This is a genomic window from Streptomyces ureilyticus, from assembly GCF_011045025.1.
Lineage (GTDB): Bacteria > Actinomycetota > Actinomycetes > Streptomycetales > Streptomycetaceae > Streptomyces > Streptomyces ureilyticus.
In genome coordinates, this window is the sequence record NZ_JAAKZX010000185.1 from 1 (window position 1) to 18718 (window position 18718).

The window sequence follows — 18718 nt, forward strand, 5'->3', positions numbered from 1 at the left end:
ACTGCTCCTCCTGCACCCGGGCCATCAACTCGGTCAGCGACTGCGACGGATCGAGCCGGACCCTGACCGGAACCGTGTTGATCAGCAGACCGACCATCTGCTCGATACCGGGAATCTCCGCAGGCCGTCCCGACACCGTCATACCGAAGACGACATCGTCCTTGCCCGTCAGCCGGGCCAGCAACAACGCCCACGCGCTCTGCAGCACCGTGTTCACCGTCAGCCCATGCCGACGAGCCAACTCCGCAACACCAGCGCTGAGTCCGGCACTCAACTCGACCGTGGTCAACTGGTGAGCGCGCGCTTGTGGCCGGTGCCCGGCAGGAGCGATCCGGGTCGGCTCCACCCCGGCCAGCGTCTCGCGCCACACCGCTTCAGTAACCGTATTGTCCTGTTTCGCGAGCCAGGCCAGGTGCCTGCGATAGGGCACCGGCAGGGGCAGCCCGCCACCGTTCCCACCCCGCGCGTAGAGGTCGAACAGCTCCCGCAGCACCAAGGGCAGCGACCAGCCGTCCAGCAGAATGTGATGAGTCGTGATCACGAGCTTGTGCCGGTCAGCGGCAAGCCGCACGACCACGAAACGCATGAGCGGCGCGCCCGCTATGTCGAATTGGACAAACTGCTCCTCTTCCAGCAGCTGCGCCACCCGCTCGATCTGATCGACCTCGGTGTGGTCGATCAGATCGAGCTCACGCCACGGCACGGTCACCGAGCCTGCGATCACCTGCACCAACTCACCGCCGCTCCCCTGGCGGAAGGACGCCCTCAGGCTGGCGTGCCGGTCGATCAGTGTCTCGACTGACCGCCGCAGTACCTCCACATCCAGCGCACCGGCCAGATCCACGACCTGCTGGGTGTTGTAGACGTCAGCGGCGTCCTCGTCGAACAGCGTGTGGAACAACAGCCCTTCCTGCAACGGCGACAGCGGCAGCACATCCTCGACCACCACGTTCTCGGCCGCCCACTCATCGAGGTGCACCTGGTCGGTGCCCACCAGGAAGGGTTCGTTCACCGCCCCGTCCGCCGCGGTCAAGTCATCGGCGAGGGCCGCCAGCGCCATGACGGTCTGGTGCTCGAAGACCAGCCGCGAGCTCAGTTCCAGCCCCGCCTCGCGGGCGCGCGACACCAACTGGATGGAGGAGATACTGTCCCCGCCCAGGGCGAAAAAGCTGTCATCGATTCCCACTCGCGGCAGGCCGAGGACCTGTGCGAACAGTCCACACAGCAGTTCCTCCCGGCTGTTGCGTGGTCCCCGCTCCGACACAAGGCCCGCGAGATCAGGTGCCGGGAGCGCCGCACGGTCGAGCTTGCCGTTCGCTGTCAGCGGCAAGCTGTCCACGGTCACCAGTACCGACGGCACCAGGTACTCCGGCAACCGTCCGCGCAAGTGCTCACGCAGGTCAGCCAGCAGCTGTCCGGTCGTACGGAATCCCAGCGGGTCGTTCACCAGGTCCTGCAGCCGTCCGCCGACGCCGTGCGGACGATATACGTCCGTGTACACGGTGGTACCCCCGTGCGTCGCGGCGCCCGATACCTTCGACTCGCGCGTGACGTCCTCCGGCCCGGCCTGGGGAAGGATCACCGCGTCGAAAGCGTCCGCGCCGTGCCGGGACCACGTCGTCAGAACGCGGCAACCGTGTCGCGCGCACCAGTCGTGCAACGCTTCGGGATCCACTCGTGCCGGCTCTTCGGCCTGGCCGAACTCGTCGATCTCGCCTGTCTGGGGCGCGCCTTCGTACCCAGCCCTGCGCTCCGCACCGTCCAGGAGCAATTGAGTCCGCTGCGGTGACGCCCCCTCGGCCAGCGCGCGCTCGGCGGTGGCCTCGGCTGCCAGGCGGCGGTTCGTGATACCGGTCAGCCTTATCGGCCCGGTCCCCGGGGACTGTCCGGACGGATCAGCTTGCTCCAACAGCCCGGCCAGCGTACGGAACAAAGCCTCCGGGGTGTCCAGTTCGCCCTCGCCCCAGACCAGTTCGGGGATGTCCTCGAGGGATACCACGTCCTCGCAAGCCGACACGGCATCCCCGGTCGTCCGCCTCTTGTGCAGTGCCACTTCGTAGCGGTGCCTGGTCAGCTCGTTGTGATCAGCTCCCCGCTTCAGGCGGATATCGACCGCTACGACGTCGGAGCGGCCCTCGGCCCACACGGCGAAGAAGTCCGGTTCTATGACCAGTTCCTTCTCCATCGCCATGGACTGTTCAACGGCCGCACGGAGCTGAGCGTTGTCCGCGGCAGCCGCGGCGGAACCGGTTCGGATAGCGGTGTGGAAGGCCCGCAAGGATGCCCGATTGCGGACGTCGCCGATGAAGATCCGGCCACCGGGGGCCAACACGTTGAGCGCGCCGTCGAGGACCTCGGCGAGGTAGTCGGCATCAGGGAAGTACTGCACGATGGAGTTCAGCACCACGGTGTCGAACCGGCCGGTGGGCAGCCCCTCGAAGTCGACAGCGGGCTGACAGCGCAACGTGACCCTGTCGCCGTAGCCGGCCGCGTTGACCTGGTCGGTGAGTCGGTGGATCGCCGACGCGGAGAAGTCCGTGGCCCAGTATTCCTCCACGTGCGGCACCAGCGGTCCGAGCAGGAGGCCGGAACCGACGCCGATCTCCAGCACCCGGCGTGGCGCGGCCTCGGTGATCCTGGCGACGGCGGCGTCCCGCCAGGCACGCATCTCGCGCAGGGGGATCGGTGCACCGTCGTAGGAATTGTTCCAGCTGACGAAGTCCTCGCCGAGTCCGGCTTTCCCTGCTTCTTCTCCGGAGTAGACGGAATCGCACATCTTGCGCCATTCATCCACCTGCTCGGCTGCGGCGCCCGCGACGGTGTCGGGATCGGCAGCGATGCCGACGGGTACGACGTAGCCGACGAGGCGCTTGTCGCCGGGGCGGTCCTCCCGGACCGTCACCACCGCCTGGCCCACACCGGGGTGTTCGGCCAGGACGGTTTCGACCTCCCCGGTCTCGATCCGGAAACCACGGACCTTGACCTGGTCATCCGCGCGCCCGACGAACTCCAACTGCCCGTCCGTACCCCACCGCACCAGGTCACCCGTGCGATACAGCCGCCCACCCGCCGGCCCGAACGGGTCCGCCACGAACCGGCCCGCCGTCAGACCCGCACGCTTCAGATACCCCCGCGCCAGACCCGCACCACCCACATACAGCTCTCCCACCACACCCGGAGCCACCAACCGCAGCCCCCCATCCAGCACATACACCCGCGTGTTCCACACCGGCCGGCCAATCGGCGGAACCACCCCACCCACCAACACATCACTCAACGTCACATACACCGTCGTCTCGGTCGGCCCATACGCGTTGAACAACCGCCGTCCCACCGACCACCGCGCCACCACATCCGGCGCACACGGCTCACCACCCAACACCAGAACACGCAGACTCGGCACGTCAGAGGGGTCCACACCAGCCAACACACTCGGCACAAGCCAGGCATGAGTGACGGAATGCTCCTGCACGAGGCTCGCCAGACGGCCCGCCACATCCACACGCGAACCGGCATCCGGCACCACCAGCCCCGCACCCGACACCAACGCCACCATCAGCTCGCACACCGCCGCATCAAAACTCGGCGACGCAAACTGCAGCACCCGACTGCCCACACCCACACCGAACCGGTCAGCCTCCAGCACAACCAGACTCACCAGCCCGGTGTGCGTGACACTCACACCCTTCGGCCGACCCGTCGACCCCGACGTATAAATCACATACGCCGCACTCTCCGCCCTCAACGACCCCAGCCGCTCTCCCGCAGCCAGATCCTCAACCTCCATGGCCGTCGTCTCCGCGGCCACCTCGTCATCATCCACACACAGCACACGCCCGGCGTCCCACACCGGCAGCCCCGACGCCACCCCACCCGTCGTCAGCACACACACCGGCTCCGCGTCCCGCAGCATGAACGCAATCCGCTCCCCCGGATAGTCAGTGTCGATCGGCAGGAAGGCACCACCCGCCTTCAGCACCGCCAGCACCGCCACCACCATGTCCGCCGAGCGCGGCAGCGCCAGACCCACCAGACGCTCCGGACCCACACCCCGCTTCACCAACACCCGCGCCAGCCGATTCGCCCGCGCATTCAACTCGCCATAACTCACACGGGCATCACCACAGATGACCGCCACCGCATCCGGCGTCCGCGCCACCTGAGCCTCGAACAACTCCGACGCCGTACCAACCGGCACCCCACGAGCCGTGTCATTGAACTCGCCCAGCAACCGCTCCCGCTCCACCGGCGCAAGCAGATCGCGTCCCTCCAGGGGAGTGCCAGGCCGGTCGACCAGCTCACTGGCGCAGGCCAGGAACCGCTGCGCATGGAGTGTCATTTCCTCGGCCGAGTAAATCCTCGAATTCGCTTCGATCTTCAATCCGATCGCCGATGCGGATCCGTCGGCTCCTCCATGGAGATGCAGGGACAAATCGCGTACGGATGCGGAAGCGAGTGCCTGAGTGACGGTCCGGCACTCAGCGAACGAAAGTCGCGTGTCGAGGAATTCGACGAGCATGCCGATTTTGCGGGACACCTGATCCACAAGTTCGGAAAAGCTCATCGAATCCGTCACGGCGACGTGCAACGGCACGTGTGCCGACTTCGCCATGGTGACCCGCGCGGAGCCAGTCGGACGAGCGGGTACGGGGACGTCCACGATCACGTCGTTGACTCCCGTGATCGCATCGTCGATCGCCGTCATCCGGTGCGCGTAGACGGCGGCAGCCGCTATTCCGAGTACGGGCCACGGCCGGCCCAGCCTCTCGGCCGCTCTACGGACCTTCGCCACCAGGTCGAGCGGCAGTGTTGTCGAAATACTCTGGACGGGTTCTGCCGAAACGCTCGGGCCTTGCCCGAGATTTACGGGCGCGGGAAGTTCCGTGAAGGCTTGCGACCAGTACGCCTGGTCGCGCTTCAGCCGCGCAGGACTGAGGGATTCCTCAGTCCTGTCGAACCACTCTGCCCCGTCAGTTCCTTCAATTCCTTCGCCTTCTTCAACATCCCCTGGCAGGTCTCCCCGGCTCAATGCCGAATACGCGTCGGCGATGCGCTCGCAATACACCATGGCATGGTGCTCGTCGAGCAGGGCGCGATGAAAGCGGACGTAGAAGGTGAACTGCTGGTCCGGCAGCAGGAACAGCGCGTGGCTCAACAGAGCCTCGCCGGACATGAGGTCACCGACCTGGGCCAGGTCACCGTCCACCCATGCCTGAGCCACGTCTTCCGCGTCAGACACACTGGTCAGATCCATGACGTGGAGGCAGGGCCGTAGCGCTTCGTCATGCTGGGTCGCCGAGCGAATCGCCCGCTCCAAAAGGTCGCGGTCCAGATGGCCCGCACCCGAGAAGGAGATGGCGCAGTTGTACTGCACGCTATTCGGCTCGCGCCGTCGCGCAACTCCTACGCCGAACTGAGCTGGCAATGCAGGCTGAAGGATTTTCCTGGTTTCCTGCATGACCTATCCCCACTCCCTCTTGCAACGTGCTTGACCGGTTCAAAAAAATGTTGCTCAGCAGCGGCAGAGACGCAGCACCGCGCTACAGACGTGACTGAAAGTGCGACCTCGCCACAGAAACGAGGTCAGGCTAGGACGCGCGCTCCTCGATTCGGCCTCACGCCGTCCTCTTCCATGACCCAAGCGCGGCTGCGGGTTACCTGCGCTGTCCCGCCGGGCCCGGTTCGGAGGGCAGCACCCTGTCCCTAGAGGTGTCCTGCCGGGTGGACACTGTGTCGTCGAAGATCACGCCGGGCTTGGCGGGAACCTGGTTCAGCACCCAGAGACCGATCAGAATGGCCAGGGTGAACAACACAGTCACAAGGGCGGCGAGGATGTGCCGACGCCGTCGTTCCCTGCGCACCCAGTCTCCGCGTGCGGCACGGTACGCGCCAGGTGCGGGCTGTACCCCTTCCGCCAATGCCTCGAAAGCCTCGCGAAGCTGTTGTTCGGTGCCCGGCGGAGGTGTCGGCATAGCGGAATTACTCACCGTCGGGCCTCCATCGCCTGAGTCAGTGCGGCGACACCACGTGCAGTGTGCGTTTTGACCGAGCCGCACGATATGCCCATCGCTTGCGCGATTTCCTGTTCTTTCAGCCCCAGCCAATGACGCAGGACCAGGGCCTCCCTCTGCCGGCGCGGAAGCCGGTTCAGCGCGGAGATGAGCGCACGCTGGTCCTCATGGAGAAGGGCCGAGCTCTCCGCGGACGCCACCGCGTCGACCGGCGGTGCCTCCACATGCTTCCGCACGACCTGCAGATGGCGTATGCGCATCCGCGTCAGATTGCAGACGACGGAGCGCAGATAGGACTCAGAGGCACCCGTGTCGCGCAGTTTGCGCCATTTTCGATAAACCTGGTAGTAGGCCTCGGCCACGATGTTCTCGGGGTCGTCGGCGCCGAGGAGCGTGGCCAGCCGAAGCATCGAGGTGTATTGACGATCGAACAACTGGGACAGCGCGGCTTCGCGTTCCAGCTCGTCCGGGTCCACCAGGGGCGGTCCGTCGCCGTCCTGCGTACCACTGTTCTTCGTGAGCTCGACGTCCGTGACGGTCGGTGACAACGGGGGATGCACGTTCTGGCGAGCCCGTTTCATAAACTGCTCGTTCCCTTCTCTGGACTGCGCCTGAGATTCAGACGCGACGGAAGAGCGGTGGCGTCCGCACCGCGGGGTACGCCGATACGGTCGAACGTCGGAGTGAGGACCACGGCAACCAGGACGTTGAGCAGGACACCCGCGAGACCGGTGTAGATCTCCACGTCGTGGCCGCCCAGGTCGAAAGGGACCACGGAAGAGAATCCCTGGGTAACGACCAAGCCGGTGCCGGTCACCATGCCGGTTGCCCACCCGACGAGCAGGGCTCGTTGGTGGAGCCACCGTGTGAACAGCCCGACGGTCACGGTGGGGAAGGTCTGCAGGATCCAGACACCGCCGAGGAGTTGAAGATTGATGGCGGCCTGGTCGCGGGCGCCGTAGACGAAGGCGACCGCGCCGAGTTGTGCGGTCAGTGACAGCCAACGAGCCACTCGCACCTGGCGCTTGGGTGTGGCGGTGGGGTGGAAGTATGCGACGTAGACGTTCCGCACGAACAGGGATGCCGCCGCGATCGACATCACCGCGGCGGGGACCAGCGCGCCCACCGTCATGACTCCGAAAACGAGTCCGGCCAGCAACGGGGACATGAGGTGCTCGACGAGCAGCGGAACGGCGGCCTCGGCGCGCCCGGGTGGCGGGCGGATTCCCACGGCGAGCGCCCCGACACCGAGCATTCCGAACAGGCCGAGCACGCCTGTCCAGGCCGGCAGGGCGACGCTGGCCCTCCGTAGGGTCTCCGTGCCCGAGGCGGCGAAGGCCGCGGTGAGCACGTGCGGGTACATCAGCAGCGCCAGGGCAGAGCCGAGAGCGAGCGTGAGGAAGGCGCTCTGCTGATCCGGCGCCAGGGTGAGTGAGGCGTCGGAGGCCCCGCGAGCGGCGAGTCGGTGCGCGGCCCGCTGGAGCATGTTCCCCGGTCCGTCCAGCCGGACGAGGACGAGCGCCGTCACCGCGACGGCGGAGCAGAAGATCGCGATCCCTTTGAGAGCCGAGAGGGCCGTCGGCGTACGAAGGCCATGGCGGTAGGTCGCCACAGTCAGCACGGCGAACAGTCCGAACATGATCAGGTCACTGGTCGCTCCTCGCGGATACAAACCCCCGACGGCCAGCACGGCGCGCACGCCGAGCAGTTGCAGCGCGAGATACGGCATGGTGGCCAGGATCCCGGTGAGGGCGACTGCCAGGGCCAGCGGCGGTGACCCGTAGCGGCCGTGGACGAAGTCGGCCACGGTCACGTAACCGTGTTGTCGTGCGACCGCCCAGAGCCGGGGCAGGAGGAAGAAGGCGAGCGGACAGACGATCACTGTGTAGGGCAGGGCAAAGAAGCCTGAGGCGCCGTCGCTGTAGACCAGGCCGGGCACGGCGGCGAAAGTGTACGCGGTGTAGATCGTGCCGCCCAGCAGGAGCCAGGTCCATACCGTCTTCAGTTGCCGGTCGACCAGGGCCCAGTTCTCGAGCGAGGGCAGGTCGTCGGTTCGGCGGAACCTGCGCGCGAGAACGGTCAGGACCGACGCCCCGCCGATGACGGAGACCAGGCCCGCGAGCATGGCTTCTTCAGGCATCAGTCACCGTCCCCCGTTAGACATGCGCAACTTCTTCTCATGAGTTGCGCGACCGTGCCAATGGGAGGACAGCGAGAGCCACGGAAACCGGCCAAAAGCTGGCGCCCTGACCGGTGGTGCAGACGGCTCGGCGCGGTATAGGCCTGCCAGGTCGGCACGTCATCGGGTCCGTGCGGAGTTCTTCCGGGCCTCCCGGAGGACGAGCCGGTAGAAGTCGACATAGGAGCGTTCGACATGCGCACCGTGCTGCCGCACTTCGTCGTGCCTTTCGAGCAGACGGTTGATCGGTACGACCATGGCGGCGTGGTGCTCGACATGCAGGTTGTTCCCGTTGGTGAACCAGGTGCTCAGCCAACTGCCGCGTATGGAGCGCGTGTTCCGCAGAACATCCGTGGTTTCGGAGTCGCACAGGATGTGCTCGGGGAGTTCCAGCAGAAAGTGCATCGGTACGGCAAAAAGCAATGGAAGGAGCCAGAGGCGGAGTATGAAGTCCCCCATGCCCGAGGCGGTCAGGGGCACAATGGCCAGCAGCAGGGCGCCGAGGATCCGGTATTCGGTCATGACTTCACGTCTACGCCGTTCGGATATCTGGCCGAGGTCGTACGTCCAGCGTCCCGTGCAGCTGCGTGCGATATCCTTGAGGGTTTTGGCCAGGCGCACGTAATCGAAAGTCCCCTCAATCAGCATGCGCCAGGTGAGGGGGTGCCGTGCATCGAAGCCGAAAAATTCGGAATCCTGCGGCGTGCCCAGGTATCTGTGGTGCTGCAAGTGCTGTACCCGGTAGTGGCTGTAGATCACCAGCAGGGGAAGGCCAAGTGGAACGCCGACGGCCCGGTGCAGTTTCGAATTGCGGAACGACGAATGGTGCAGGCACTGGTGCTGGAGTTCCACCATGTGGGTGTACGCGGCGCCGAGTAGGAACACTCCGGCGATCACCAAAGGCCACTGTGGCCGTAGCGCGAGGAAGCAGCCGGTCGCCACCATTACGAGAGCGACGAGCAGTTTGGTCACGAAGACGCGCTCGTCGTGCCGGGTCACCCGGGCCTTCTTGAAAAGGAGTTGGGGCTGCCTTTCTGCGGCCGGTGCGGACATCGTGCTCCTCGTTTTCAGGCTCGGAATACGCACGAACAAGTGCGGCAGATCTGTTAGCCGTGGACGTCGCGAAACGGAGGAAATTGAGGATGCCGAGCTGATCCAACATGGTCGCGACCAGGACATTCTGGGGAGAGAGGTCCTCAGCCCGGCCTTGCCGCATCCTCGTTCGGTCCTTGCCCGGTGTGTGTGGTCGGCGGTCGGCCCGGCCTTTCCCCCACCCCGAGGTGACGGCCGCTTCGCGATACCGTACTGGCCAATGCGCCGGCGAGGTTCAGCCGAGCGAAGGCGTTGCCGCCCACGAGGAGCACTTGTGCAGTCGATATATGTCAGTGAAGCCTCCGGTCACCTACGTTGGATTGACATGTCTGGCGACGGGCCCCCGCACGTCTTTCTTCATGACCTTGGGCGTGCCGGTTCCGCGGACTTTCCCGGCATCGCGTCACAGCCGGGGCTCGCTGGAAAGCGAAGTCTCATCCCCGACCTGTTCGGTCACGGATTCAGTGACGCCCCCGGCGACTTCACCTACACGCTGGAGGCCCACGCCGAGACAGTCGCTGCACTCCTCGACCATGTGCGGGCCCGGGACTGCGTTCTCATCGGTGACGCGATGGGCGGTGCTGTCTGTGTTGTTCTGGCCGCCCGGCGTCCCGAACTGTTCTCCCGTGTCGTCGTCACCGGGGCCGCTCTCTGTGGTGGCGGGCTGCGGGGGGCCGCTGTCGCCTCCTACTCCGAGGCCGAGTTCGTGAGCCGTGGGTTCCGGAGCGTGCTGGCAGGATCGGTGCCCGAGCACGCGGCCCGGATCCGGACCGCGAACCCCACCGCCTTGCATCGCAGCGCGGTCGGCTGGATGAAGGGGAGCGACTCCGGCCTGACGGAGCTGTTTCTCAAGCTGCCGCAGCCCAAAGCCCTGGTTCGGGGCGCCCACAGCCGACCGCGTGCGCACGAGGACGAGGTCCGGGCGGCCGGCGTCCCGGTCATCGAGGTGCCAGGCACCGGGGTCGAGCTGCTGGAGGACGACCCGGCCCGGTTCGCCTCCGCCCTGGCAGAGGCCATATCCACCAACTCCCCCGCGTGGAAAAGGAATTCCACCGTCGGCGCCGGGAACGTCGGCTCGGGAGACATCGACCTCGTCTGGCCGACCGAGGCGAACCCCACCCTGCTGGCAGGGGTGCACGCGGTCATCGCCGCTGTCACGGAACAGGGCGGAGCTCTCGGCTATCACATGGTTCCCGGCCGGGAGGAGACGGACGCGTGGCTGGAGGAAATGCTCGCCGACGTACGGTCGTCCGACGCAGCGCTCGCCGTGGCGGTACGGGGCGATGACATCGTGGGATGCGGGCTCTGGCAGCGACACACCTCCGCGGCCAGCTATCGGCACAGCGCAGAGATCCCCCAGCTCATGAGCCACCCGGAGGCACGCGGACTGGGGATCGGGCGCCTCCTTGTCACCGCGCTCGTCAAGGACGCACGACGCGCCGGACTGGAGCTGCTGACGCTCGGCGTCCGCGGGAACAACCACGGGGCCATCGCCCTGTACGAGCAGCTCGGCTTCCGTGAGTGGGGGCGGCTTCCCAGTGGGGTCGCTGTCGCCAACGAGCGGTTCGATGACGTCAAGATGTGCCTGGAGCTCGGTCGGCCGGACGACGTGATCGTACGAGGGTCGGCTCCCGTGGGACCGGGTTCCTCCGTCCTGCGTTGAGCCTTCTGCGCACTCACCCACGGCGCGCGCCGGCGGCCGAGTCATGGAAAGGAGCTATGAGTCCTGGGCCCGTCGCCGGGTGAGGAGGTGTGCGATGAGCATCGCGATGACGCAGCCGGGAACCCAGGCGAGTTGATACCAGTAGAAGAACGGCACCCCGGCCAGCCTCGGCCGGTCACGGGCGTACAACGGGACCGAGAGCAGCGCGACGACCGGAGCGATCAGGCATGCAGCGGCGGCGAACCGACGCCACCGCCCCTTCCTGGGGTTTATGTCTTCCGCCTGTGGCACTAAATCCTCCTCAATCCTGTCGCCCGTGCGCGCGAGTTGATATTATCCGCCAGTTGTATGGCCGGTTTTCTTTCAGATTCCCGCAGTTTGTTCGGTGAGATTCATCCGAAAGTCCGCTCCTGACCGCAGCAGCTTCCCAGCACAACGCTCACGACCCCAGAGGCAGTGCCCATGACCGATGTTCCGATGGCCGCGACTTTCATCGTCGTCATCGGCAGCGCCTCGCTTCTCACCGTCACGGCCCGCCGTCTGCATCCCAACGACTACCTTCCCTCGCTCGACCGCTGGGCGCTCTCCGACCGCGTGCTCGGTACTTTCTGGACGTGGCTGCTATTGGGCGGCACCATCTTCACCGCGTACACGTTCACTGCGGTTCCGGGTCTGGTGTACGGCAACGGCGCGCCGGCCTTCTTCGCCCTCCCCTACACCGTGATTGTGTGCCCGTTGGCCTTCATCCTGCTGCCCCGGATGTGGACGATGGCGCAAAAGCACGGCTATGTCACTGCGGCCGATTTCGTACGCGGCCAGTACCGGTCGGCGCCACTGGCGTTGGTGGTCGCGCTGACCGGCATCCTCGCAACCATGCCGTATCTCGCCCTGCAACTCCTGGGAATCCGGGCCGTGCTGAGCGCCGCTGGGATGCCCTCGCGAGGCATCGTCAGTGACATCGCGATGGTCGTGATCTTCGCGGGACTGGCCGTTGCCACCTATCGGTACGGGTTGCGGGCCCCGACGGTCATCTCGCTCTTCAAGTGTGTCGTCATCTTCGCTTCGACGCTGGCGATCTGCTGGTTGGTGCTGACGCGTCTGGGTGGCACCGGCACTGTCTTCGACGCGGCGGCGACCCGCCTCGCCACCTCCACCGGGAATACAGCCCTGCTCCTCACAGCCGATCAGCAGCCCGCATTCGCGACACTCGCCGCCGGTTCGGCTCTCGCCCTGCTGATGTATCCGCACGTGGTCACCGCCGCCTTTGCCGCCTCCGGTCCGTCGACGCTGCGCCGGGCAACTGTCGCTCTGCCGTTGTGGACAGCCGTTCTCGCTCTCTTTGGTCTGCTCGGCATCGCCGCCCTGGCGGCGGATGTGCACACCCCTCCGAACGGAGCGGAGACCGCCGTCCCGATGCTGATCGTGCGGCTGATGCCGGGCGCACTGGCCGGAGTGATCCTGGGAGCGCTCACGATCGGCGCGCTGGTTCCGGCCGCCGTCATGTCGATCGCGGCTGCGACCTCCTTCGTTCGCAATGTGTACGTCGAGTACTTCGACCCCACCGCCACCCCCAAACGGCAGGTACGGATCGCCAAGACAGTCTCGCTCACCGCGAAGGCCGGTGCGACCGCCTTCGTCTTCGGGTTGCGCGACCAGGACGCCATCAACCTTCAGCTCCTCGGCGGTGTCTGGATCCTGCAGATCTTCCCGGCCGTCGCCATCGGTCTCTACACCCGACGTCTGCATCCCCGGGCGCTGATCACGGGCTGGGCGGTGGGGATGGTGCTCGGGACGGTCCTGGTCGTACACACGGGCTTCTCGCCCCTCGTTCCGCTAGGTCTACCCGGCCGTTCGCTGGCGTTCTACGCGGGCCTGGCCGCCATGCTGCTCAATCTCACCGTCGCCGTCGTCGGTACCGCCGTACTGAACCTGATCGGGAAGGGGCCAGGCGCCCGAGGCGACTGACGCCGTCGGAGAAAGGTCAGCGGCCGGCAGTCCGGCGCTGTCTCGCGAGAGCCGCCGCCAGGACCACGGTGACGAGAGCCAGGAGTTCGATTGCCGCTCCGGTCAGGGTGAGCGTAGTGATCGATCCGTGTTCCAGGGCGAGTCCGCCCAGGGCTCCGCCGAGTGCTAGGCCTAGATAGGAGGATGAGCCGTTGAGGGACAGAGCCACGGTCGGCTCGGGGATGTCCAGGCCGGATATCAAGTGGTTCTGTGCGGGAGGCAGTGCCCAGGACGCCACACTGACGACGCACAGGCACAGCGCGAACGCGAAAGTGGTGCCCGGGGCGTTTCTCGGGGCGGCCACGGCAAGCAGCACCATGGCCAACAGTCCGGTGAAGAGGAGAACGACGGCTCCGCCGTAGGCGCGTCGGCCCCCGAATCTGTCGGCAGCCCTCCCCCCGAGGGCGCTGCCGGCCACTGCGGCCATGCCCGACACCAACAGGAAGGCGCTGACGCCGGCTGCCTCTACTCCGGTGAGCTGCATCGCGAGAGGAGCCACGTAGATGACGACGGCGAACTCGCCGGCGCAGGCGAGGACGTTGGTCAGAAGTGCGATCAGGACCATGGGGTGTGTCGCTGCGGTGATCCGCTGCCGGATGGTGACCGCTGCCTGCGTAGGTACGTACGGGAGGACGCCGGCCAGGACGGCCACGGCTGCTGCGGCGAGGGCCGCCACCAGGAGCAGCGCCAAGCGCCAGCCGCCGACGGCGCCGACCAGGGTGCCGAGGGGGATGCCCAGGGCGGTCGCCGCGGACATGCCGCCGACCACAACGGCGAGCGCCCGGCCCCGCCACTGCTGCGGGGCGACGCTCACCGTGATCATGATGGCGCACGGCAGATAGAGTCCCGCTGCCAGAGCGGCCAGCACCCGGGAAGCCATCAGCACCGCGTAGTTCGGGGCGACGGCTCCCAGCAGGTTGGCGAGGACGAAGACCGTCAGGGCGCCCTGCAGCAGCCGTTTGCGGTTCAGTGCCGCGGTGACAGTCGCCAGGACGGGCGCCCCCGCGGCGTACACGAGAGCGAAGACGCTGATCAGCTGGCCCACGGTGGCCTCGGACACGTCGAGGTCGGCGGCGATCTCGCCGAGCAGACCGCTGATGATCAGGCTGTCAGTGCCGATGCTGAAAGCGCCGAGAGCCAGTGCCAGCAGCAGCAGCCGATGCGGCATGCTCTCCTTCCCGGCCGTTTCCATGCCGGTCTCGGCGGTGGTCCCTCGCGATGTCATGACTGCTGTACCGCTTCCTGTCGGTCGTGGTCGGCGAGTTGGTCGGCGAGTGGCCTCAGCCCGCGAATCGCTTCAGATACGCGGTGTTCCTGTCCCCCACCAAGTCGAGCAATTCCCCGAGCCTCCCGAGCCTGACCGCGTCCGGTATCCAGACCCACAGCTCGCGCGCCTCGGTCACAGCGCCACGCCGGGTCTTCGCCTCGAACCCTTCCAGACCGAGCCGAACCGTCGCCGCGCCACTGGTGATGGCCGTCCTGATGGGGTAGTAGAACGCCGCCCACGGGTACGCGGCGCTGCGGTCCTCGACGCCGTAGTCGCAGCCGTAGGACATGAAGACGACGCTCTTCCGGCCTTGCAGGTGCAGGGCGCAGGCGAGGATCCGGCCGTCCTGTTCGACGGTCGGCACGCGTACCGCGTCCGGCAGTCTTCCCGCCAGTTCGATACGTGCCCGGCGTATCGCCTCCACATCGGCCTTTCCGCCGTGCTTGATCAGCGTCTGTGCTTCCAGGGCGGCGACCCGCTCGGCGTTCCGGGCCAGGTCGGCCACGCCCGTGGCCAGGCCCGGCGCCTCCTGGAGCCGTCTCTCCTCCAGGAGGTACCTCCGACGGCGACGGCTCGGGAGAGCGGTCAGGAACTCCTCGTAACTGCCGAATCTCCCGGTGTCCATCCAGGACGCCCCCGTCATCGCTCCACCGCGGAACCCGGCCTGAGTGAGGACCTCGCGCAGCCTGCCGTCACGAGGGCTGACGAAGGGGAACGCCACCGCCCCCGCGCCCTTTTCCACCACCCATGTCTGCGCCGCACGGACCAACTGCGCCGCCAGGCTTTCGGCCTCGGCTGCGTCGGCCTCGGGGTGCAGCTGCAGTTCACTGCGGTCGAACTCCCTGACGACCAGGCACGGGCCGACGCCGCGGCTCAGCACCTGCCAGAGCGGCGCCTCCCCGTCCGTCTCCTCTTTCGCTCCCGCCGCTTCGCAGGCCAGGGCTCGCTGGGCGCGCCGAAGGGGAGCGGCTTTGCCCTCCTCGCTGTCATCCAGCCGCAGGACGGCCTGGGAGCCGACGAACTTCCACGGGTCGCTGGTCAGGCCGGACTCCGGAACGGCCAGTACGCCGCGCAGGGCGCCCTGCAGCCGACCCGCCGACCGGGACGTGAGCAGTACGCTCTCGCCCGGCTCCAGAAACTCCCGGAACTGGAGGAAGCCGCGGCTCGCGTCGATGTCCGACTCGTGGGTCAGCTCCTCCCACTCCCCGACCGGGATGTCGTCCACGCTGTTCAGATCGCTGATGTGTGACACCGCTGGAACCTCTTACTTCCCGCCCGCGAGATCGATGAACGAACCTGTCACGTAGGAGGCTTGGGCCGACAGTAGCCATACGACGGCCGCGGCGACCTCATCCGGATCTCCGCCACGTCGCATAGGCAGATTCCGCTCAACGCGCGCCACCCGGTCGGGATCCCCCCCGCTCGCGTGGATCTGGGTGCGGATGAACCCCGGCCTGACGGCGTTCACGCGGATGCCCTCGCTGGCGACCTCCAGGGAGAGTCCGGTGGTGAGCGTGTCCACGGCCCCCTTGGACGCCGCGTAGTCCACGTACTCCCCGGGTGCCCCGAGCCGGGAGGCGGCCGACGACACATTGACGATCGCCCCGCCGACGCCCCCATGCATCGTCGACATCCGTAGAACCGCCTGCCGGGCGCACATGAAGTACCCCACGACGTTGGTGTCCAGGATCCGCCGGAGGCGGGCCGCGTCCAACTCGTCGACACGACACTGCTGTTCCAGGATGCCCACATTGTTGACCAGGCCACTCAGAGTTCCCAGTTCCTTGTCGGCGGTCGTGAACAGCCGCTCGATGTCGTCCGGTCGGCTCATGTCGGCCTGCACGGCTACTGCCTCGCCGCCGGCGGCGATCACGTCGGAGACGACCGACCGTGCGGCTTCCGCGTCCTCGCGATAGGAGATGCACACGCGCCCCTCGAGGCCGCCGAGCCGGCGTGCGACGGCGGCGCCGATCCCCCGGCTGCCTCCTGTGACGACGGTTACGCCCGTTGTCATCAGATGTCGCCGCCCGAGTCCTGGATGAACTGCGCGGACCACTTGCGCTTGGCCCGCAGGCTGAGCCGGTTCATCGCGTCCGGGAGGAGGCCCATGGGCCGGCGGATGTCGATGATCAGCATGATCCGGCGGCCGTCGCTCTCGTTGTAGACCTCGTGCTCGAACGTGTCGTCGATGAGGATTCCCTCGCCCTCCTTCCACGTGTGGATCTCCCGGTCGACACGGAGGCGAGGCGGGTTGTTGTCCGGGACCGTCAACGGCAGGTGGTACCGGAGGATTCCGGCGTATGGGCCTTTGTGCGCCTTGAGCGTCACCCCGGGTTCGAGGATGGCGATGATCGCGTTGACGACGCGCGGGGTGCGCTCGGCGAAGTCCACGAACAAGGGGCAGTCCCGGTACGCGTCCGTATTGGTCTCGCCCAGCATGTACGCGTAGTAGAGCCGCCAGTCGGTGGACACCTCCGCGGCCCGCAGGGGATCGATGTCCCCGTACTTGCGGACGTCACGCGACTCGATGAGCTTGGTGACCTCGGACTTGATCTGGTCGAACTGGTGGTCAAGCTTCCTCGACTCGGGGAACAGCGAGTAGGGCGACATGATCCTGAACCGGTTGCGGCCACCGCTGTTCTTCAGGAAATACCGGTTGAGCGCCTTGCGTACGCCCGGCTGATTGATGCTCAGTGAACCCTTCACGACTGGTCGTCACTCCTCTTGACTGCGAACACGGACACGTGGGCCGGCTGATGGAGCGGCGCCGGCATCACGCGGAACCAGGACGGCATGTTGCGTACAGGAAGCCGGGATGCACCTCGTCGATCTGGCACGCCCAGCCCAGACCGGCCAACCGCTGCGCCAACTCCGCGGGACTGCGGAACACCTTTACGATCCGGAAGCTGCGCCCGTCCTGAAGGCTCCGGCGGACTGCGACGTCCGGCTCACTCTCGTCCTTCTGTTCAAGGCGCCGTTCGTAGTGCGTCACATCGACGAACTCCACGACACCCTGCGGTCGCACGGCGCGGCCGACCGCCGTCCAGAAGGCGTCGAACGCGTCGTCGGGCACGTGGGCGAGCCAATGCGCGAAGAAAACGGCATCCCAACGACGTTCGGGGGTCCAGTCGAAGAGGTCCTGCCGCATGTACTCGACGTTCGGAAGCCCGTGCCTGCGCGCCTCCTCGATCATCTCCGGCGAGCCGTCCAGGGCGGTGACCCGATCGGCGATTTCCGAGAGATGGCGGGTCCAGTAGCCGGTACCGCTCGCCAACTCCAGTACGTCTCCCTTGATGTTGCCGGCCCGCAGGCGCGTCAGCATGGGAGGCAACGCCGGGTCCATATACGGCACAAATGTGGCGTCGTACTCTTTCGCGCGGGCCCGGTAATAGCTGAGTTGACTGTTGATGAGGGATTCATGGGCCATCATGCGTCTTCCTCCTGGGGTCATTTCGAAGGGCCGATCATGGCCACGAGCCTCTGCGGAGAGAGGAGCATCTTTTCCTTGAAGGTCTCGTTGAGCCGTCCGCATTCGATCGAGTCGGCGCGAGTCGCCCACATGAGCCGGACGATCTCCCACCACAGGGCGTAGTACGGGCTGAAGGTGAGGTCGGAGCGGCCTCTCACATAGCCGCCGGCCCATGCCTGCAAACGCCGGGACTCCAGGAAGCAGACGGCTACCGCGAGGGGTTCGCCGTTGTTCTCACGCACTTCCACCACCCGGACCGGCCCGTTGAGTTCACGCAGGAACGCCGCCAGCCGCTGTGGGTCGTAGTACTTGGGCGAGCCGGCCCTGGCCGCGCTGGCCGCGATGAGTTCGAGCAGCGGTACCAGGCCGGGGTACCGGGCCCCGTGTACAAGGGTGTGGGCGCGCTCTGCATACCTTCGCAGTTGCCGCTGATAGTCGCGCCGTACCGATCTGCGCATGCCGGCCAGGTACGTGTCGCCGTCCGGCGCGTCGGAGCGGTGCAGTGTCCAGCGGGGCACCAGTTCCTTGCGCTGAAACCCCCGTCGCGCCAGCGACGGCAGCAGCGGGCTGTCGTCGCTCAGGTTGACGAACCCCCAGAGGGGGGCGCTCAGTTCGGCGGCGCGGTCGCCGAACGAGGCGCTCAGTGCGCCGAGCGCCTCTTCGTCTGCGGTGAGCAGCCGGGAATCCGGGGAGTGCCACATCGGGGAGAGCAGGGCCTGTTCGCCGTCTGCGAGCCCGAGGAGGCCAAGAGGGTCACCCTGAAGGTAGGTGGGGGCCGCGGCGACCAGTTCGCCGCCTCTGCGGACCTCCAGATACCTGGGTGCGCTGATCCGCTGCACTGGATGGTGCTCGTACGCGCTGAGGAAGGCCCGCGTGTGGAAGACCGGGGCATCCAGCCTCGCCACCAGGGTGTCCCAGCCCGAAGCCAGTGCGTCGGCCGTTTCTGTCCCCCCGGTCACCAGTGGCGTCGCCTCGGTGGTGCGCGGCGCGCCGGAGCCGGCGGTCCGCGGGGTGGCGGTCGGCGGGGTGGCGG

14 protein-coding genes are annotated in these 18718 nt (G+C 66.9%); 2 read left to right on the forward strand and 12 right to left on the reverse strand.

The genetic code is table 11. From position 1 onward, the window contains the following. The 5 genes from G6048_RS37260 to G6048_RS37280 form a co-directional block, all read right to left on the reverse strand. On the reverse strand, positions 1 to 5458 hold a 5458-nt coding region (locus tag G6048_RS37260), incomplete at its 3' end, for a non-ribosomal peptide synthetase (protein WP_165344024.1). A 196-nt stretch (positions 5459 to 5654) separates the two neighbouring features. After that, a complete protein-coding gene (locus G6048_RS37265) occupies positions 5655 to 5861 on the reverse strand; it encodes a hypothetical protein (protein WP_408056213.1) in 207 nt (68 codons plus the stop codon). A 122-nt stretch (positions 5862 to 5983) separates the two neighbouring features. Then, entirely contained in the window at positions 5984 to 6559 is a 576-nt protein-coding gene (locus G6048_RS37270; protein ID WP_408056214.1) for a SigE family RNA polymerase sigma factor, read from the reverse strand. A gap of 29 nt (positions 6560 to 6588) precedes the next feature. Next, on the reverse strand, positions 6589 to 8151 hold the full coding sequence (locus G6048_RS37275) for a sodium:solute symporter family protein (RefSeq protein ID WP_165344026.1): 1563 nt from the start codon (positions 8149 to 8151) through the stop codon (positions 6589 to 6591). 159 nt (positions 8152 to 8310) lie between these two features. Next, positions 8311 to 9243, reverse strand: a complete 933-nt coding sequence (locus G6048_RS37280; protein ID WP_165344027.1) for a fatty acid desaturase family protein — start codon at positions 9241 to 9243, stop codon at positions 8311 to 8313. Positions 9244 to 9607: 364 nt separating this feature from the next. On the opposite strand from G6048_RS37280, the gene G6048_RS50345 reads away from it, so the two are divergent. After that, positions 9608 to 10945 (forward strand): GNAT family N-acetyltransferase, encoded by a 1338-nt coding sequence (locus G6048_RS50345; protein WP_235990866.1) that lies wholly within the window; start codon positions 9608 to 9610, stop codon positions 10943 to 10945. Positions 10946 to 10999: 54 nt separating this feature from the next. Here G6048_RS50345 and G6048_RS37295 read toward each other — a convergent pair whose 3' ends face one another. Then, positions 11000 to 11236: a DUF3311 domain-containing protein gene (locus G6048_RS37295; protein ID WP_328828111.1), complete on the reverse strand. Its 237-nt coding sequence runs from the start codon at positions 11234 to 11236 to the stop codon at positions 11000 to 11002. A 171-nt stretch (positions 11237 to 11407) separates the two neighbouring features. Here G6048_RS37295 and G6048_RS37300 point away from each other — a divergent pair, with 171 nt between their 5' ends. Further along, on the forward strand, positions 11408 to 12910 hold the full coding sequence (locus tag G6048_RS37300) for a sodium:solute symporter family protein (RefSeq protein ID WP_165344028.1): 1503 nt from the start codon (positions 11408 to 11410) through the stop codon (positions 12908 to 12910). 16 nt (positions 12911 to 12926) lie between these two features. On the opposite strand, the gene G6048_RS37305 is transcribed toward G6048_RS37300, so the two are convergent. From G6048_RS37305 to G6048_RS37330, 6 genes are all read right to left on the reverse strand, one after another. Continuing rightward, positions 12927 to 14174 (reverse strand): MFS transporter, encoded by a 1248-nt coding sequence (locus G6048_RS37305; RefSeq protein ID WP_165344029.1) that lies wholly within the window; start codon positions 14172 to 14174, stop codon positions 12927 to 12929. A gap of 55 nt (positions 14175 to 14229) precedes the next feature. Next, on the reverse strand, positions 14230 to 15468 hold the full coding sequence (locus tag G6048_RS51615) for a GNAT family N-acetyltransferase (RefSeq protein WP_165344030.1): 1239 nt from the start codon (positions 15466 to 15468) through the stop codon (positions 14230 to 14232). A gap of 12 nt (positions 15469 to 15480) precedes the next feature. Then, entirely contained in the window at positions 15481 to 16230 is a 750-nt protein-coding gene (locus G6048_RS37315; RefSeq protein WP_165344031.1) for an SDR family oxidoreductase, read from the reverse strand. Beyond that, the gene (locus G6048_RS37320) at positions 16230 to 16922 is read right to left on the reverse strand and encodes an aspartyl/asparaginyl beta-hydroxylase domain-containing protein (protein WP_165344032.1); all 693 of its coding nucleotides are present in this window, start codon (positions 16920 to 16922) and stop codon (positions 16230 to 16232) included. The genes G6048_RS37315 and G6048_RS37320 overlap by 1 nt, the downstream gene beginning before the upstream one ends. Before the next feature lie 67 nt (positions 16923 to 16989). Continuing rightward, positions 16990 to 17646 carry a class I SAM-dependent methyltransferase gene (locus G6048_RS37325; protein ID WP_165344033.1) on the reverse strand — a complete coding sequence of 219 codons (657 nt, stop codon included), beginning with the start codon at positions 17644 to 17646 and terminating at the stop codon, positions 16990 to 16992. 17 nt (positions 17647 to 17663) lie between these two features. Continuing rightward, on the reverse strand, positions 17664 to 18718 hold a 1055-nt coding region (locus G6048_RS37330; RefSeq protein WP_165344034.1), incomplete at its 5' end, for a GNAT family N-acetyltransferase.

What these genes read in the sequence shown, in the direction of transcription:
- G6048_RS37275 (WP_165344026.1), bottom strand. Translation starts at nt 8,151, where the DNA reads ATGCCTGAAGAAGCCATGCTCGCGGGCCTGGTCTCCGTCATCGGCGGG.
- G6048_RS37280 (WP_165344027.1), bottom strand. Translation starts at nt 9,243, where the DNA reads ATGTCCGCACCGGCCGCAGAAAGGCAGCCCCAACTCCTTTTCAAGAAG.
- G6048_RS50345 (WP_235990866.1), top strand. Translation starts at nt 9,608, where the DNA reads ATGTCTGGCGACGGGCCCCCGCACGTCTTTCTTCATGACCTTGGGCGT.
- G6048_RS37300 (WP_165344028.1), top strand. Translation starts at nt 11,408, where the DNA reads ATGACCGATGTTCCGATGGCCGCGACTTTCATCGTCGTCATCGGCAGC.
- G6048_RS37305 (WP_165344029.1), bottom strand. Translation starts at nt 14,174, where the DNA reads ATGACATCGCGAGGGACCACCGCCGAGACCGGCATGGAAACGGCCGGG.
- G6048_RS37315 (WP_165344031.1), bottom strand. Translation starts at nt 16,230, where the DNA reads ATGACAACGGGCGTAACCGTCGTCACAGGAGGCAGCCGGGGGATCGGC.
- G6048_RS37325 (WP_165344033.1), bottom strand. Translation starts at nt 17,646, where the DNA reads ATGATGGCCCATGAATCCCTCATCAACAGTCAACTCAGCTATTACCGG.